Genomic DNA, 16,787 nt, shown 5'->3' on the forward strand with positions numbered 1-16,787 from the left:
TCATTGCGGCGCGCCGTGCCGCAGCTCGATGCGCACCTGGCCCGGGGCCAGCGTGCGGTCGGCCTGCACGGCAAATGGCACCGGCGGGCGTTGCGCCGCCCGCATCGATTGCCACAGCCGTCCTGCCCATTCCCTGATTGCCTCACTGTCCGGTTCGGCCGCCAGCAGCGTGACCGATGCCGCCGCCGGCATGCGCGCGGCCGTGGCGGCGGGGTCGTCCTGGATCGACACGACCATGCCTGATGCGGTGTCCGCCGCGGGGGCGCGTGCGGCCGCCATCGGTGGCGCGGCCTTGCGCGCGAAGTCTGCCCGCGGCGCGGCCGCCGGCGGTGCCGCGGGTGCCGGCATTGCCGGCGGCGGGGCCGCCTCTGCCATGGCCGGATACGCGGGAGCGGCCGGTGCGGCGGCCACGGCCGGCGCCTGGGCGGACAAGCTTTCGGTCGCCTGCGGTGGTGGTGGCGTGGTGGCCTCGCGTGGTGCCGTGCCCCCGGCCGCCGCCGGCGCGCGGCTGCGCTGCCCGGCGTGCGCCGGGGCAGGGCGCTCTTCCCGCCGCGGGGCCGGGGCAGCTTTCGCGGCCGGCGGGTTTGCCGGCGCGGCCGTCCCGGACTCCGCCGCAGCTTGCGGTGCGGGCGCTGCTGCCATCTCTGCGGCGGGTGCCGCGGCCGGGGCGGACACCTGTTCAGGCGCCGATGCCGGCAGCAGGGCGCCGTCATCGATCTGCCGCAGCACGATACTGGTGGTCAGCCCGGCCACTGCCGCAACGCTGGCCACGAGTCCCAGCGAGCGCCACCAGCGCCGCGCGCGCGCGGCGCGCGCTGCCATGGCTTGCGCCGCTGTCCGTGTTGCCTGTGCCGGTGTTGCCGCCTCCGCCTGTGCCTGCAGCCACGCGCTGGCAGCGGCACCGACCGGGGCACCCAGGATATCCGCTGCGGGCTCGCCTGACGCCACGCGCGCAAGCAGCGCATCGCGTCGCGTGGCCTGCGCCGCATGCAGGCGCGCGGCTTCTTCCAGCACCGCCGTGGCCAGTGTTGGCGGCGCGGCGAAGGGCAGGGCCGCCGCGCCGGCCCGTTGGCGATCCGCCTCCTGTTGTGCCGCACGTGCGGCCGCGTGCACCGACTCTGCCAGCGCAGCGGACGGCGCGTAGGCGGGCAGGTCCCGCAGCAGTGCTGAAAGCCGGTCCTTGCCGTCGATAAAGCGGTCGGCCGCGCTCACGACGGCGTCTCCTGCGAGCCCGGCACGTTGCCGGCCAGGTCTGCGCGCAGGCGCGCGAACGCATAGCGCAGCCGGCTCTTCACCGTCTCGAACTTCTCGCCGAGCATCTGCGCAATCTCTTCGACGCTCATGTCGCTGAAGAAGCGCAGCACCACCACCTCGCGCTGGGCGACGGGCAGCTGCAGCAGCGCGCGGTGCACGTGGTGCGCGTGCTGGCGCAACTGCAGCTCCGCTTCCGGCGACAGGTCGTCGGCCGGCATCTCCGCTGGCTGGTCGTCCAGCGCTTCGCGCTGGCGCGCATCGGCGCTGCGCACCTGGTCGAGCCAGGTATTGCGCGCGATCTGGAACAGGAAGGTGCGGAACGCCGCGCCCGGCTGGTAGTCGCCGCAGCGGGTCATCAGCTTGACCCAGGTCTTCTGCGCGATGTCCTCCGCTTCGCCACGGTTGCCCTGGCATAGCCAGGCCACGTAGTTGTAGAGGCCGGCGTTATGGCGGCGGAACAGCTCGGTGACTGGCTGCTCGATGATGCCGCCCGCCACCAGCAGCATCAGGTCGTGGTCGGGCAGCGCCGACAGCGCGGCGCCGGGCGTGGCGGCTGCGGGCGCGGCGGAAGGGACGGAGTCGGGTGCCTGCATGCGCCCGAGTATAGGAGAGCGCAAGGCGGCGCGACAGCCTGCCGCGCCGCCTTGCGCCGGCTCGCGGCCGCCCGGGCTGGTGTCAGCGTGCCGCACGCTCGGCCGGCCCGCCGCTGGTGGCGCCGGCCGGACTGGCCGTGGCCAGGCTCTGTGCCAGGTCCACCAGCTTGAGGAACTCGCCCCGATAGCCGAAGCGGTCGGTGCCGCGGGCGCCCTGGGCCAGCGCGTGGGCATCGGCGTAGCGCCAGTCGCCGGTGAACTTGCCGCCGCGCAGCACCTGGCCGAAACCAGCCACCGCCGCGGCAAAGCGGAAGTCGTCATCGCCTTGCGCCAGCGGGCGGATGGCCTGCCGCGCGACGGTGATGTCCATCAACTGGCTGGTGCTGGCGGCGGGCAGCTTGTAGCGCAGCTTGATGTGCGCGAGCTCGCCGTCGCGCCCCGGCGCGGGTGCGGCCGGCTGGTAGCGCAGCGGATCGACCAGCCCGGCCTGGCCGGCCAGCGTCAGTTCATACAGCGCCGTCACGGTGTGGCCCGCGCCGATATCGCCGGCATCGACCTTGTCGTTGTTGAAGTCCTCGCGCGCCAGCATGCGGTTCTCGTAGCCGATCAGGCGATACTCCTTCACCGTGGCCGGATTGAATTCCACCTGGATCTTCACGTCGCGCGCGATGGTGGCCAGGGTCGAGCTGATCTCGCTGACCAGCACCTTGTTGCCTTCCATCAGGTTGTCGATATACGAATAGGCGCCGTCGCCGGCATCGGCCAGCTGCTCCATCAGCTGCTCGTTGTAGTTGCCGGTGCCGAAGCCGAGCGTGGACAGCGACACGCCCGACCTGCGCTTCTCTTCCACCATGCTCTTGAGTTGCCGGAAGTCGGTCACGCCCACGTTGAAGTCGCCGTCGGTGGCCAGCAGCACGCGGTTGATGCCGCCGGCGATAAAGCTCTGCTGCGCGGCCTGGTAGGCCAGCGCGATGCCGCTGGCGCCGGCGGTGCTGCCCCCGGCCACGAGCTGGTCGATGGCGGCGCTGATGGCGGTCTTGTCGCTGCCCGGCGTGGGTGGCAGCGCCACGCGCGTGCCGCTGGCATAGGTGACCAGCGTGATGCGGTCCTGCGGCCGCAGCTTGTGCACCAGCAGCTTGAGCGAGGACTTCAGCAGCGGCAGCTTGTCCGGCGAATTCATCGATCCCGACACATCCACCAGGAATACCAGGTTGGCGGGCGGCAGCGCGGCGCTGGCCATGTCCTTGCCCTTGATGCCGATGCGCAGCAGCACATTGGCCGGGTGCCAGGGCGCGGGCGCCAGCGCGGCATGCACGGCGAACGGGCGGCCGTCGGCGGGCTGGGCATAGTCATAGGGGAAGTAGTTCAGCAACTCTTCCACGCGCACCGCATCGGCCGGCGGCATGCGCCCGGCATTGAGCATGCGGCGCATATTGCTGTAGCTGCCGGTATCGACATCGATGCTGAAGGTGGATACCGGCGCCTGCGCCACCAGCCTGACGCCGTTTTCCTCGATGGCGCCGTAGCGTTCGCGCTCGGCTGGCGCCGGCGGCGGCAGGTGGTAGGGCATCGCCAGCGGGGCGCGCGGGGCGATGGCGTGCATTTCCATGGCGGGTGCCACCTGGCCAGCCTTGGCGGCGTGGTCGTGCGTGGGCGCCGGGGCCGCGGGCGCCGGCACAGGCTGGGCCACTTCCGGGGGAAGCGACGGCGAATGCCCGCCGCAGGCCGACAGCGCCAGGGCGGCGGCAAGACTGGAAATGACGGCCGGTGCGCGAAGTTGCATATTGTTCTCCTGAGCGGCCGCGGGGCGGGTCCCCGGTCATGACGGCCTGTCGATGAAACGGTGCTGGCGAGGGATCGGGGTTAAGCCGGGAGAATTTTTTTGCACCTGGATGTGGCTCCCTCATGTGGCGGCAGTCAGACTTTCTTGCCCCAGGATGCTCCGATCGCCACTACAATCGTTTGATCCTTCCCCAGGAGATATCGCATGGCTCACCCTGACCTCTCTTCGATGGCGTGGCGCGGCGCGCTGGCCCTTGCCCTGACGGCGCTGCTCGGTGCTTGTGGTACCCAGGGCGGAGGGGCCGCCGCGCCCGCAGCACCGGCCGCGCCGTCGGCCACGACACCGCCTGCCGCGATGCCGCCGGCCCCGGAAGTTGCTTCCGGGTATCGCCCGGGCATGTCCACCGTCTACGCGCAGCGCCACATGGCTGCCGCGGCCAACCCGCTGGCGAGCGAGGCCGGGCGCGCCATCCTGCGCCAGGGCGGCTCGGCCATCGACGCCGCCATCGCGATGCAGGCCGTGCTGACGCTGGTCGAGCCGCAGGCCACCGGCATCGGCGGCGGCGCCTTCATCATGTACTGGGACGGCAAGAACGTTCAGGCCTTCGACGGCCGCGAGACCGCCCCTGCCGGCGCCACCGAAAACCTGTTCCTGCGTCCCGATGGCAAGCCCATGGAGTTCAGCGAGGCCCAGATCGGGGGACGCTCCGTCGGCACGCCCGGCGTGATGCGCGCGCTGGAAATGGCGCACCAGAAGCACGGCCGCCTGCCGTGGGCCAAGCTGTTCCAGCCCGCCATCGACCTGGCCGAGAAGGGCTTCCCGATCTCGCAGCGGCTGTACACGCAGGTGGCGGCTGACAAGTTCCTGGCCAATTCGCCGGAGATGGCCGCCTACTTCCTGGATGCACAGGGCAAGCCCAAGCCGGCCGGCACGGTGCTGAAGAACCCGAAGCTGGCGCAGACCCTGCGCGATGTCGCCCGGCGCGGTGCCGGCGTGCTCTACAACGGTCCGATCGCGCGCGATATCGTCGCCAAGGTCAACGGCGGCAGCAATGCCGGCTCGCTGTCGCTGGCTGACCTGGGCAGCTACCGGGCCAAGCAGCGCGTGCCGGTCTGTACCGACTACAAGCGCTGGAAGATCTGCGGCATGCCGCCGCCGTCGTCGGGCGGCATCGCCATCGCGCAGATCCTGGGCACGCTGCAGGCGCTCGAGACCAAGAATCCCAAGTACGCGCTGGCCGCGCTCAAGCCGCAGGGCGTGAACACGCCGGCGGTGATGGAGGCCAATCCCGACGCGGTCCACGCGATCTCCGAAGCCGACCGCCTGGCCTACGCCGACCGTGGCCTGTACGTGGCCGATGCCGACTTCGTGCCGGTCAACGTGACCGGCCTGGTCAGCCCGTCCTACCTTGCCACACGCGCGGAGCTGATCGGCGACAAGAGCATGGGCAAGGCCCAGCCGGGGGTGCCGCCGGGCACGGCGATGGCCTACGCGCCCGACCGTTCACCGCCGCGCGTTTCCACCTCGCAGATCGTTGCGGTCGATGGCCGCGGCGGGGCGATTTCAATGACCACCACGATCGAGTCGTACTTCGGCTCCCATCTGATGGTGCGCGGCTTCATGCTGAACAACCAGCTGACCGATTTCTCCTTCGTGCCGAGCGAGAACGGCAAGCCGGTGGCCAACCGCGTGCAGCCGGGCAAGCGGCCGCGCTCGTCGATGGCGCCGACACTGGTGTTTGACCGCGAGAGCGGCCAGCTGGTCGCCACGGTCGGTTCGCCGGGCGGCTCGCAGATCATCGAGTATGTGTCCAAGACCCTGGTCGGCATGCTGGACTGGAACATGGACGTGCAGGCCGCCATCGGCATGGGCAACTTCGGCAGCCGCAACGGCCCGACCGAGGTGGAGAAGGGGCTGGTCTCGCCGGGCCTGGTGCAGGCACTGCAGCAGCGCGGCCACCAGGTGGCCGAGATCGAGATGACCAGCGGCACGCAGGCGATCATGCGCAAGCAGGGGCCTGACGGCAAGGTGGTGTGGGCCGGTGGTGCGGACCCGCGGCGGGAAGGGGTGGCGCTGGGGGATTGAGCGCCGTGCGATGCAGATGAAAAACGGGCGCCTCGGCGCCCGTCTTCTTTTGCTGCAGCAGTTGCCGCGTCAGCCCTTCGCCTTCTGTGCGTACTGCCACCCCATCTCCGCCATCGGCCGCGCGCGCTTGCCTGCGTCCAGCGCCTGCGCCGACGACGCGGTGCCGTCCACCACGCGCTTCATGATCCCCTGCAGGATGCCGGCGATGCGGAACATGCTGAAGGCCAGGTAGAAGTTCCAGTCGCCGGTGATCGGGCGGCCGGTGCGCTGCTCGTACAGGCGGCGGTAGCTGGCTTCGTCCGGGATGCCCAGCGCGGCGAAGTCAACGCCGGCAATGCCGCGGAACTGGCCCGGGGCGATATGCCAGCTCATGCAGTGATAGCTGAAGTCGGCCATCGGGTGGCCCAGCGTGGACAGTTCCCAGTCCAGCACCGCCAGCACGCGCGGCTCGGTCGGGTGGAACATCAGGTTGTCGAGCCGGTAGTCGCCGTGCACGATCGAGGTCAGGTCGGCGTCTTCCTGCGGGATATGCTGCGGCAGCCAGTCCATCAGCGCGTCCATCGACGGGATCGATTCGGTCTCGGACAGCTTGTACTGCTTGGTCCAGCGCTCGATCTGGCGCTGGAAGTAGTTGCCGGGCTTGCCGTAGTCGCCCAGGCCGATGGCGTTGTAGTCGACCGTGTGCAGCGCGGCGATGACGCGGTTCATCTCGTCGTAGATGGCGCTGCGCTCGGCGGTGCTCATGCCCGGCAGCGACTGGTCCCACAGCACGCGGCCGGCGACGAACTCCATGATGTAGAAGGCGCGCCCGATCACGGACTCGTCCTCGCACAGCGCGTACATGCGCGCCACCGGCACGTCGCTGCCGGCCAGCGCGGCCATCACGCGGTATTCGCGCTCGATCGCGTGCGCCGAAGGCAGCAGCTTGCTCTTGGGGCCGGGCTTGGCGCGCATCACGTAGGTCTGGCCCGGCGTGACCAGCTTGAAGGTCGGGTTGGACTGGCCGCCCTTGAACTGCTCCACGGTCAGCGGGCCGGCAAAGCCCTCCACGTGCCGGCGCATCCAGGCTTCCAGCGCGTCGGTGTCGAAGCGCTGCTGGTCCGCCACCGGGCGCGTGCCCTCGAAGTGCGATACGTTGCTGGTCATGCTGTCTCCGTTGGTTTTCTGTTCGGTATCGGTTGGGATTCGATCAAGTCCGCGGCGCGCTCAGCCCTGCGGCTGGCGTCCGCGCAAATACTGGTGCAGCAGCACTTCCATGGTGGTGTGGCGCGTGCCGCTGTGCACGGGCGTGGGCGGCGAGTAGTTGGTCATGCGCACCACCCAGTCGAGCGGGCCGTCGCCCATGTCGAGCACATTGATGCAGCCCGCGGTCTGCAGCAGCGAGCCGAAGAACACGCGCCGCCCGCAGGTGATGGCCTGCGACAGGATGGCGCGGTTGGTGCCGCCGTGCAGCACCATCAGCGCGGTGTCCCAGTCGGGATCGGCGCGCAGGCGCTCCAGCGCGGGCAGCACGCGGTCGAGGAACTGGCCGATGGTCTCGCCGTTGAGGAAGCGCTTGTGTTCCGGGACTTCGCCTTCGAAGGCGCCGACGAAGGCGTCGCGCAGGTCCTGGTCGGCAATCGCGGACAGGTCGCCGCCGCGGATCTCCTGCAGCGCGGGCCAGACTTCAGGCACGATGCCGTCCATCTCCGGCAGCTCGGCCAGCACGCGCTCCGCGGTCTCCACCGTGCGCGGCAGTCCGCTGACGATGACGCGGTCGAAGCGGATCTGTTCGGCGGCAAAGGCGCGGCCGGCGGCGGTGGCCTGCATGCGGCCGGTCTCGTTCAGCGGCACCATCTCGGGCAGGGCAGGGCGCCCGGCCTCGTCGAAATATGAAACGGCACCATGCCGCATCAGGTAGATGCGGCGACGCGAGGACGGCGGCAATTCCATGCGTTGTCTCCTTGTATTGTGCGGCATGCCTGTCTGTCGCGGGCTGGCCGTTCGGGTAAAGCCAGGCGTCCGGCGCCCGGCTTCAGCGGTACTGCGGCTTGCGCTTTTCCAGGAAGGCGCTGATGCCTTCGCCGCCGTCGGGGTGGTGCAGCGCGGCGACGAAGCTGTCGCGCTCGGCCAGCAGGTGTTCGGCGCGCGATGCCGTGGCTGCGTGGTTGATCAGGGCCTTGATGCGGCCCACGGCGTGCGGCGACTGGCGGGCAAGGCCAGCGGCCAGGCGCAGGGCCTCGTCCAGGGCCTGGCCCGGCTCGGTGACGCGGTTGACCAGCCCGAACTGCGCCAGCCGCGCCGCGTCCATCGGCTTGCCTTCCATCATCAGTTCGCTGGCCAGCGGCCGCGGCAGCGCGCGTGCGATCTCATACGAGCCGCCGCCGTCGGGCGTGAGCCCCACGGAGACATAGGCCATCACGAACTTGGCATTGCTGGCCGCCACCACGAAGTCGCACGCCAGCACCACCGAGAAGCCCGCGCCAGCGGCCGCGCCTTCCACCGCCGCGATGATCGGCTTGGGAAAGGCGTGCAGCGACTCGACCCAGCCGTTCAGCAGGGCGATGCTGGCGGCCTGCACCTCCTGCGGCTGGCTGCGGTTGCCGAGCAGCCGGTTGAGGTTGCCGCCGGCGCAGAAAATGCCGTCGGCGCCGGTGATGATGACCGCGCGCACCGAGTCATCGGCGGCGGCCTGATCCAGCGCCTGCTGCGAGGCCGCGTAGATGTCCGGGTGCAGCGCATTGCGTGCCTCGGGGTTCGAGATGGTCAGCACCAGGGTCGAATCGACGCGGTGGGAAAGCAACTGTGCGGGCATGGGCGTGGCTCGGTCGGTGGGGCGTGGCGGGCTTACTGCTCTTCGGCCAGCAGCGACAGGCCCAGGCCGGCACGGCGCCACAGCCACGGGCTCGGGCGGTAGCGCATGTCGCCGGTGAGCGCTTCCATGTTGCGCAGCGTCTCCAGCACCAGTTGCGGGCCGACCGCATCGCCCAGCGCCAGCGGGCCCTTGGGATAGCCCAGGCCCAGGTTGACGGCGAGGTCGATGTCCGACGGCGTGGCGATGCGCTGCTGCGCGATATCGCTGGCGATATTGATGATGCAGCAGAGCACGCGCTGCGCGACAAAGCCGGCCGAATCACGGACGACCGTGACCGGCACGCCGTCGCTGGCGAACAGGCCGTGCGCGGCATCACGCGCGGCGGCGCTGGTGGCCGGCGTGGTCATCAGCGTGCGGCGCTTGGTGGCCTCGAACGGCAGCAGCGTGTCGATGGCAACGGTGCGGGCCGGGTCCAGGCCCTGCTGCAGCGCGCTGGTGGTGGCGTCCAGGCCCAGCGGGGTGACGATGATCAGCGCGTCGGCCGACGGCTTGTTGCCGCCTTCCGGGGTCACGCCCAGCGCGCCCAGCAGCTTGGTCACCATGGCGTGGCCGCGCTCGCTGGCGTGGCTGACCCACACGCTCGACGGGCGCGCGCCCGGCACCGCGGCGGCGGCCGGCACTTGCTTCTGGCCATCGGCGTAGGAATAGAAACCGGCGCCGGCCTTGCGGCCGATCAGCCCGCCGACCGCGCGGATCGCGGTGATCGGCGACGGGCGGTAGCGCGGTTCCTGGTAGAACTGGTTGTAGATCGACTCCATCACCGGGTGCGACACGTCCAGCCCGGTCAGGTCCATCAGCTCGAACGGGCCCATGCGGAAGCCGGCCTGCTCGCGCATGATGTTGTCGATGTCGGCAAATCCGGCCACGCCTTCCTGCGCGACCTTCAGGCCTTCGATATTCATGCCGCGGCCGGCATGGTTGACGATAAAGCCCGGCATGTCCTTGCACCGCACCGGCGTATGGCCCATGCGGCGCGACAGCGCCATCAGCGCGTCGCCCACCGCGGGGTTACCCGACAGGCCGTCGATGACCTCGACCACCTTCATCAGCGGCACCGGGTTGAAGAAGTGGTAGCCGGCGATGCGGCCCGGGTGCTGCGCACCCACGGCGATCGCGGTGATCGACAGCGAAGACGTGTTCGAGGCGATGACGGCATCTTCACGCAGGACCGCTTCGAGCTTGGCGATCAGGTCGCGCTTGACCTCCAGCTTCTCGACGATGGCTTCCAGCACCATGTCGCAGCCGGCCAGGTCTTCCAGCGCGCCGCAGGGCTTGACGCGGGCCAGCGTGGCCTCGGCGTCGGCGGCGCTGATCTTGCCCTTGTCGGCGAGCTTGGCCAGCGTGTCCTGCAGGTACTGGCGCGCGGCGGCCACGGCTTGCGGGTTGGCGTCGTACAGGTTGACGGTCAGGCCCGCCTGCGCGGCGATCTGCGCGATGCCCCGGCCCATGGCGCCGGTGCCGACGATACCCAGCGTATCGATGGTGAAAGTGCTCATCAGTTGCCCCAAAAGTTGTGGTTAAATTAGCACGATCGTACGTTTTTTGCACCTTCCGCAACAGTCTGGCGGGGCAGGCGGCGTGCGCTGATCGGCCAGCCGGTACACTGCAGACCCCGGATGGTCCACAATCACCCGACATCCGCACCGTGCGATGCGGGGATCATTCCAATAACGGAGAGAGACGACATGCTGAAGCTCTGCGGTTTTGCCGCCAGCAACTACTACAACAAAGTGAAGCTGGCGCTGCTGGAAAAGAACGTGCCGTTCGAAGAGGTGCTGGCCTGGATCGGCCAGACCGACCCGGCGGCCACGCCCGCGGGCAAGGTGCCCTACATCATCACCGAATCCGGGCCGCTGTGCGAGTCCGAAGCCATCGTCGACTACGTGGAGGCAGCCTATCCGCAGACGCCGCTGCTGCCGGGCGACCCGTACCAGGCCGCCAAGGTGCGCGAGATCGTCGTCTTCATGGAACTGTACCTGGAGCTGACCGCGCGCGAGCTGTACCCCGAGGCGTTCTTCGGCGGCAAGGTCAGCGACGGCGTCAAGGACCGCCAGCACAAGCTGCTGACGCGCTATGTCCCGGCCTTCGCCAAGCTGGCGAAGTTCTCGCCGTATATCGCCGGCGACAGCTTCACGCTGGCCGACTGCGCCGCCGCGGCACACCTGCCGCTGGTGTCGTCGTGCACCAAGATCATCTACGGCACCGACCTGCTGGCCGACCTGCCGGTCAAGGACTACCTAAAGACGCTGTCGGCGCGTGAGTCGGTGCAGAAGGTCAATGCCGACCGCAAGGCCAATCTTGAGCTGATGGCGAGCCGCAGCAAGTAGTAAGCGAAGCGGCTTGAACTGCCGCATGTGTGAAAAACGCCCGCGAATTCATCGCGGGCGTTTTTGTTTTCATCACAGCCTGGCCAGCCGCTCCAGCGCCAGCGCCAGCGTCTCTTCCTTCTTGGCAAAGCAGAAACGCACCACGCCCGATTCACGCGGCTGCGTGTAGAAGGCCGAGACCGGGATCGCGGCCACGCCGATCTCGCGCGTCAGCCACATCGCGAAGTCGGCCTCGCTCAGGTCGGAAATGGCCGAGTAGTCGACGCACTGGAAGTAGGTGCCGTCCGACGGCAGCAGCTTGAACCGGCTGTTGGCCAGCCCGGCGCGGAAGAAGTCGCGCTTGGCCTGGTAGAACGCCGACAGCTGCAGGTAGGGCGCGGGATCGGCCATGTAGTCGGCCAGGCCGTGCTGCACCGGCGTGTTCACGGTGAACACATTGAACTGGTGCACCTTGCGGAACTCGGCCATCAGCGCTGCCGGCGCAGCCACGTAGCCGACCTTCCAGCCGGTCACGTGATAGGTCTTGCCGAAGCTCGAGATCACGAAGCTGCGGCGCGCAAGCTCAGGATGGCGCGAGACCGAGGCGTGCTGCTGGCCGTCGTAGACCATGTGCTCGTAGACCTCGTCCGAGAGCAGCAGGATGTCGGTGCCGGCCAGGATCTGCGCCAGCTGGTCCATGTCGGACGCGCGCAGGATCGTGCCGGTGGGGTTGTGCGGCGTGTTGATCAGGATCATGCGCGTGCGCGGCGTGATCGCTGCGGCCAGCCTGTCGAAGGGCACGCGGAATTCCGGCGCTTCCAGCGTGACCGGCACGGCGGTGGCGCCGGCCAGCTCGATCGCGGGCAGGTAGCTGTCGTAGCACGGCTCCAGCACGATCACCTCGTCGCCCGGATGCACCGCGCACAGGATCGCGGTCAGGATGCCCTGGGTGGCCCCGGCGGTGACGGTGATCTCGGTGTCCCAGCTGTACTGGTGGCCATAGAGGCTGGCGATCTTGGCGGCGATGGCCTGGCGCAGGCGCGGCACGCCCGCCATCGGCGGGTACTGGTTATGGCCGGCGCGCATGGCAGCGGTCACGGCATCGACGATCCTGGGGTCGCAGTCGAAGTCCGGGAAGCCCTGGCCCAGGTTGACGGCGTTCTTCTCGGTGGCCAGCGCGGACATCACGGTGAAGATGGTGGTGCCGACGGCGGGCAGGCGCGAGGGCGGCGGGGACAACGGCGTCAACTGGGTGTGGGTGGTGTCTGCGGACATGATGCGAACGTGTCGATGCGGTGGGGATTGCGATCAGGCGTGCGGCGCCACCGGGGAGGCGGCGCCGGGAGCCGACATTCTAAAGCGGATCGGCGGCGCTGGCGGCGCCAAGCGCGGCCAGCCAGGCACCGAAGGCCGGCGGCGTCATCACTTCCACGCCGCTGCTGCGGCGCAGGCGGGTGCGCAGCTTGAGCACGGCCTTGTCCTTCGATACCAGGCAGGCGGCGCCGGCAAAATGCGCCAGCTCAACGAACTTCTGGTCGTCGGTGTCCTTGCAGCGCGGCAGGCGGATGGCGTCGTAGTCGGCCTGCGGCGGCGCGGCTTCCAGGCTGGCGAGGCGGTCGACGGTGGCCAGCGCGGCATCGATATCGACGTCAAAGCGGGCAAATTGCGGATAGGCCAGCACCCGCCGCAGTTCCTCGCGGCAGTCGGCGCGGATCACCGGGGCGATGGTGCCGGCCTCCAGCGCGGTGCGGATAGGCTCCACATGCGGGTCGCGGAAGACCAGCAGGTCCACCCAGATGTTGGAGTCCAGCACCACGCGCGGCGCTGATGTGACGCCGGCGGGGCTGGCGAAGAGGGTGGTTGCGGTGGTGTCGAGGCGCATTCGCTACAATCTTGGCTTGTTTGTCCTTGGCTACTGCCGCGATTTTGCCATGCTCATCGTTTTGTCTCCCGCCAAGTCGCTGGACTACGAGACTCCCCCGCGCCTCAAGACCCATACGCTGCCGCGCTTTATCGACCGTTCCGCCACGCTGATCGAGCGCCTGCGCAAGCTGGCGCCGCAGGATGTGGGCGCGCTGATGGACATCTCCGACAAGCTCGCGGTGCTCAATGTGACGCGCTACGGCGACTGGTCGCCGGAGTTCACCGCGGCCAACAGCAAGCAGGCGGTGCTGGCCTTCAACGGCGACGTCTACGACGGCCTCGACGCGAAGACGCTGTCGGCCGATGACCTCGGCTTTGCGCAGAAGCACCTGCGCATCCTGTCCGGCCTGTACGGCGTGCTGCGCCCGCTGGACTGGATGCAGCCCTACCGGCTGGAGATGGGCACGCGCCTCGACAACGTTGCCGGCAAGGACCTGTACGCGTTCTGGGGCGACGATGTCACGCAGATGATCAACGCCGACATGGCCGCGCTCAGGCAGGAAGGCGCGCCGGTGCTGGTCAACCTGGCCTCGGAAGAATATTTCAAGGTGGTGCGGCCCAAGGTGCTGCAGGCCCGGCTCGTCACGCCGGTGTTCGAGGACTGGAAGGGCGGCCGCTACAAGATCATTTCGTTCCACGCCAAGCGCGCGCGCGGCACCATGGCACGCTACGCCGTGACGCAGCGCGTGACCGAGCCGGACAAGCTCAAGCGCTTTGCCGAAGACGGCTACGCCTTCGACGCCGCGGCCTCGGATGCCACCCGCTGGGTGTTCCGCCGCCGCCTCGAAGACTGAAACCCATCGCCACGAGACTGCCAGCCATGCCTGCCGCCTTGCACATCTCTTCGCAATTCGACTCCGGCGCCATCGAGGTCGAGGCGCTCGACCGCGCCGACGATATCCGCCTGCGCATCCGCGCCGACTCGCACGCAGACTTCCGCCAGTGGTTCCATTTCCGCCTGCAGGGCGCGGCGGGGCAGGCGTGCCGGATGCACTTCCTGAACGCCGGCGACTGCACCTACCCGGACGGATGGCGTGACTACCGCGCGGTGGCTTCGTACGACCGCGCCAACTGGTTCCGCGTGCCGACGCGCTTCGACGGCCAGGTGATGACGGTGGAATTCACGCCCGAGCACGACAGCATCTGGTTTGCGTATTTCGAGCCGTATCCGGATGAGCGCCACCTGTCGCTGCTGGCCAGCTGCCAGCGCTCGCCGCTGGCGCGGCTGTCGCACCTGGGCAGCACCGTGGACGGGCGCGACATGACCCGTGTCACGCTGGGCCAGCCCGGCCCCGGCAAGAAGACCATCTGGATGATCGCGCGCCAGCACCCGGGCGAGAGCATGGCCGAATGGTTTGTCGAAGGCGTGCTGCAGCGCCTGACCGGCACCGGCATGTGGGCGGGCGACCCGGTTGCGCGCAAGCTGCTGGAGCGCGCGGTGTTCCATATCGTGCCGAACATGAACCCGGACGGCTCGGCGCGCGGCAACCTGCGCACCAACGCCGCCGGCGCCAACCTGAACCGCGAGTGGATGGCGCCGAGCCCGGATACCAGCCCGGAGGTCTACCACGTGCGCCGCGCCATCGAGGCCAGCGGCTGCGACATGTTCTTCGACATCCATGGCGACGAGGGACTGCCGTACAACTTCGTCGCCGGCAGCGAGATGCTGCCGGGCTTTACGGAGGCGCGCCGGCGCGAGCAGCAGCGCTTTATCGAGGCCTTCAAGCGGGTTTCGCCGGATTTCCAGGATGTGCACGGCTACGCGGCCAGCAAGTACAACGCGGATGCGCTCAAGCTGGCCTCCAAGTACATCGGCCATACCTTCGGCTGCCTGGCGCTGACGCTGGAGATGCCGTTCAAGGACAATGCCGACCTGCCGGATCCGGCGGTCGGCTGGAATGGCGCGCGCAGTGCGCTGCTGGGGACGGCGATGCTGCAGGCGATCCTGGACTACCTGGGCTGAGGCTGGCGACTCTGTTGCACGCTGCTGGTTGTCTCCCCTCTCCCGCAGGCGGGAGAGGGGAGACAACCAGCGCCCGCACGGGCGCCATCGCGTTACTGCTTCTTCTTGGCCTTGCTGGTCGTCTTGGCCGAGCCGGAGGTGGACTTGGCGCTCGTTGACTTCGACGACCTGGACGCCGACGCCTTGCTTGACTTCGATGCCGTGCTCTTGCCCTTGGCCCCATTGCGGCTCTTGCTTGCCGAAGTGCGCGTAGCAGTTGGCACGGCCGGCGCGGCAGCCGGTTCGCTGATGGTGGCGCCGCCGCTGTCCAGCAGTTCATACGCCAGCATCATCCCGTCGTCATAACCGCAGCGCACCTTCACCGGCTGCCAGTCGTCGCTGCCGCGGCGCTTGTGCGCGGTGGCGGCGAAGGTGACCACCGAGCTGACCGGAACGGCCTGCTTGCCCGGCGAGAAGCGTCCGCTCCATGGCTCGGTCGTGGCCTGTCCCGCTGCGAGCGCGCCGGTGGGAATCTTCAGGGCATCGTAGGTGGCCGAGCGCGGCACCACCCAGCTGGCGTGGGCGGCGCAGTCCGCCACGTCGCTGGTGGCGTTCTCGGTCTTCATCAGTTGTTCGCGCATACGGGTCCGGTACTCGGACAGGCTGACGCGGCCGCGGTCGGGCAGGGTGACGGTCTTGGTGGGTGGCGTGGGAGTGGCGGGTGCCGGGGCGGCGGCAGGTCGGGCGGGCGCGGCGGCGGGTGCCGGGGCAGGTGCCGGGCCGGCGCTGGCATCTTCGGCCGGCATATTGGCGCAGCCTGCCAGCGCGATCGCACCGGCCACTGCGGCAGCCACCATGCGGAGCCGGCTGCCGAGCAGTTCGGAGATTCGTCGGATCACGGTGTGAGCGGTGTGTGCGTTCTTGGGTTTGCCCGCGGCGCCGTAGGGCCGGCAGGCAAGATGGGTTCGCAAAGGAATGCCATGATAGAGGAAACCTATCTGACAAAGTTCCTAAATCTTGTTACCCATTCTTCTAACGCATGATGTCGTGCAACAAGTGACTTGTGCGCTAGCAGGAATCCCCTGTTTCGCACAACTGCGGTGAACCCGCAGCTTATGCGGGGCTGCGTGGCGCAGCCCCGGCCCGGGTCAGGCCACGCGCGACGGCATCGAGCGCGTAAAGCGCAGCAGCTCGTCGAGCAGCAGGTTCAGGTCATGGCGCAGCCTGGCAAAGCCCGCGGTATGCGTGAGGCCCACCTCGTCCATGTAGAGCTTGCGGTTGACCTCCAGCTGCAGGCTGTGGCAGCCGGCCTGGGGCTGGCCCACCACGCGCACGATCTCCACGCCCTTGTACGGGTGGTTGCGCCAGACGTCGTAGCCCATCTCCTTGAGCACGCCCTCGACCCGGTCGGTGAAGCGCTTGTCGCAGGTGGTGCCGTCGCGGTCGCCGACCACGAAATCCGGATGCTCCAGCCCCGGGAACTCGGTGGCGAATGGCGCGGCGTGGCTCGGCATCGAATGGCAGTTGATATGCCAGGCGCTGCCGTGGCTGGCCACGGCGCGGTCGGCCAGCTTCTGCAGCTGCGCGTAATAGGGCAGGTAGCAGCGGTTGATGCGCGCCTGCACTTCTTCCACGCTCAGCTTGCGGTCGTAGATGGCCTCGCCGGTGTCCAGCACCCGCCAGACCAGGCCCTTGCCCAGCCGGGTCTTGGCGGTCTCCTGCCTGGCGCCGGGCCAGGGAGCGTCGAGCAGGGCTTCGTCGATTTCTTCCAGCGCGCGGTTGGCGTCCAGGTAGCTGCGCGGGAAGCCCGCGCACAGCAGCGCGATGCCGCGCGCCGGGGCGCCGGCGTAGAGTTCGTCGACAAAGGTGTCTTCGGCCTGGCGCAGCAGCGGCAGCGGCAGCGCGGGGTCGGGGCGGAAGTCCGTCGGGTAGGTCGTCGCGCTGTGCGGCGAGTCCAGGAACAGCGCGGCGGGCTCGCCCTCGGGCTGGTACAGATAGAACGGACTGTCCGCGGTGGTTCGGTCGGTGTCGGTCATGGTGTTGCCGT

15 protein-coding genes are annotated in these 16,787 nt (G+C 69.0%); 4 read left to right on the forward strand and 11 right to left on the reverse strand.

The features are described 5' to 3' along the window. The 3 genes from AC3WON_RS14015 to AC3WON_RS14025 all read right to left on the reverse strand — a co-directional run bounded on the left by AC3WON_RS14015 (position 1) and on the right by AC3WON_RS14025 (position 3,630). A complete protein-coding gene (locus AC3WON_RS14015; protein WP_492352045.1) occupies positions 1-1,212 on the reverse strand; it encodes a hypothetical protein in 1,212 nt (403 codons plus the stop codon). Continuing rightward, complete coding sequence (locus AC3WON_RS14020; protein WP_492352046.1) at positions 1,209-1,847, reverse strand: sigma-70 family RNA polymerase sigma factor; 639 nt, start codon at positions 1,845-1,847, stop codon at positions 1,209-1,211. The genes AC3WON_RS14015 and AC3WON_RS14020 overlap by 4 nt, the downstream gene beginning before the upstream one ends. Before the next feature lie 82 nt (positions 1,848-1,929). After that, positions 1,930-3,630: a vWA domain-containing protein gene (locus AC3WON_RS14025; RefSeq protein WP_492352047.1), complete on the reverse strand. Its 1,701-nt coding sequence runs from the start codon at positions 3,628-3,630 to the stop codon at positions 1,930-1,932. Positions 3,631-3,834: 204 nt separating this feature from the next. Here AC3WON_RS14025 and ggt point away from each other — a divergent pair, with 204 nt between their 5' ends. Continuing rightward, positions 3,835-5,715, forward strand: a complete 1,881-nt coding sequence (gene ggt, locus AC3WON_RS14030; RefSeq protein WP_492352048.1) for a gamma-glutamyltransferase — start codon at positions 3,835-3,837, stop codon at positions 5,713-5,715. A gap of 69 nt (positions 5,716-5,784) precedes the next feature. On the opposite strand, the gene AC3WON_RS14035 is transcribed toward ggt, so the two are convergent. The 4 genes from AC3WON_RS14035 to AC3WON_RS14050 all read right to left on the reverse strand — a co-directional run bounded on the left by AC3WON_RS14035 (position 5,785) and on the right by AC3WON_RS14050 (position 10,065). Continuing rightward, entirely contained in the window at positions 5,785-6,861 is a 1,077-nt protein-coding gene (locus tag AC3WON_RS14035) for a phosphotransferase (RefSeq protein ID WP_492352049.1), read from the reverse strand. 60 nt (positions 6,862-6,921) lie between these two features. Beyond that, complete coding sequence (locus AC3WON_RS14040; RefSeq protein ID WP_492321694.1) at positions 6,922-7,647, reverse strand: histidine phosphatase family protein; 726 nt, start codon at positions 7,645-7,647, stop codon at positions 6,922-6,924. A gap of 82 nt (positions 7,648-7,729) precedes the next feature. Then, entirely contained in the window at positions 7,730-8,509 is a 780-nt protein-coding gene (locus AC3WON_RS14045; protein WP_492352050.1) for an oxepin-CoA hydrolase, alternative type, read from the reverse strand. Between the two features lie 32 nt (positions 8,510-8,541). Continuing rightward, complete coding sequence (locus AC3WON_RS14050; RefSeq protein WP_492321695.1) at positions 8,542-10,065, reverse strand: 3-hydroxyacyl-CoA dehydrogenase; 1,524 nt, start codon at positions 10,063-10,065, stop codon at positions 8,542-8,544. Between the two features lie 189 nt (positions 10,066-10,254). On the opposite strand from AC3WON_RS14050, the gene AC3WON_RS14055 reads away from it, so the two are divergent. Then, the gene (locus tag AC3WON_RS14055) at positions 10,255-10,896 is read left to right on the forward strand and encodes a glutathione S-transferase (protein WP_492321696.1); all 642 of its coding nucleotides are present in this window, start codon (positions 10,255-10,257) and stop codon (positions 10,894-10,896) included. A gap of 72 nt (positions 10,897-10,968) precedes the next feature. Here AC3WON_RS14055 and AC3WON_RS14060 read toward each other — a convergent pair whose 3' ends face one another. Continuing rightward, positions 10,969-12,150, reverse strand: coding sequence for a pyridoxal phosphate-dependent aminotransferase (locus AC3WON_RS14060; RefSeq protein ID WP_492321697.1), 1,182 nt, complete (start codon positions 12,148-12,150; stop codon positions 10,969-10,971). Between the two features lie 79 nt (positions 12,151-12,229). Further along, positions 12,230-12,757, reverse strand: coding sequence for a PIN domain-containing protein (locus AC3WON_RS14065; protein ID WP_492321698.1), 528 nt, complete (start codon positions 12,755-12,757; stop codon positions 12,230-12,232). 49 nt (positions 12,758-12,806) lie between these two features. Between AC3WON_RS14065 and yaaA the strand changes: the two genes are divergently transcribed. Continuing rightward, positions 12,807-13,592 carry a peroxide stress protein YaaA gene (yaaA, locus tag AC3WON_RS14070; protein ID WP_492352051.1) on the forward strand — a complete coding sequence of 262 codons (786 nt, stop codon included), beginning with the start codon at positions 12,807-12,809 and terminating at the stop codon, positions 13,590-13,592. A 26-nt stretch (positions 13,593-13,618) separates the two neighbouring features. Further along, the gene (locus AC3WON_RS14075) at positions 13,619-14,761 is read left to right on the forward strand and encodes a M14 family metallopeptidase (RefSeq protein WP_010809076.1); all 1,143 of its coding nucleotides are present in this window, start codon (positions 13,619-13,621) and stop codon (positions 14,759-14,761) included. A gap of 92 nt (positions 14,762-14,853) precedes the next feature. Here AC3WON_RS14075 and AC3WON_RS14080 read toward each other — a convergent pair whose 3' ends face one another. After that, positions 14,854-15,639, reverse strand: a complete 786-nt coding sequence (locus AC3WON_RS14080; RefSeq protein ID WP_492320882.1) for a BspC domain-containing protein — start codon at positions 15,637-15,639, stop codon at positions 14,854-14,856. 249 nt (positions 15,640-15,888) lie between these two features. Then, positions 15,889-16,776 carry an N-formylglutamate amidohydrolase gene (locus tag AC3WON_RS14085; RefSeq protein WP_010809074.1) on the reverse strand — a complete coding sequence of 296 codons (888 nt, stop codon included), beginning with the start codon at positions 16,774-16,776 and terminating at the stop codon, positions 15,889-15,891. Positions 16,777-16,787 lie beyond the last annotated feature (11 nt).

Source organism: Cupriavidus sp. FW305-46 (assembly GCF_058787075.1).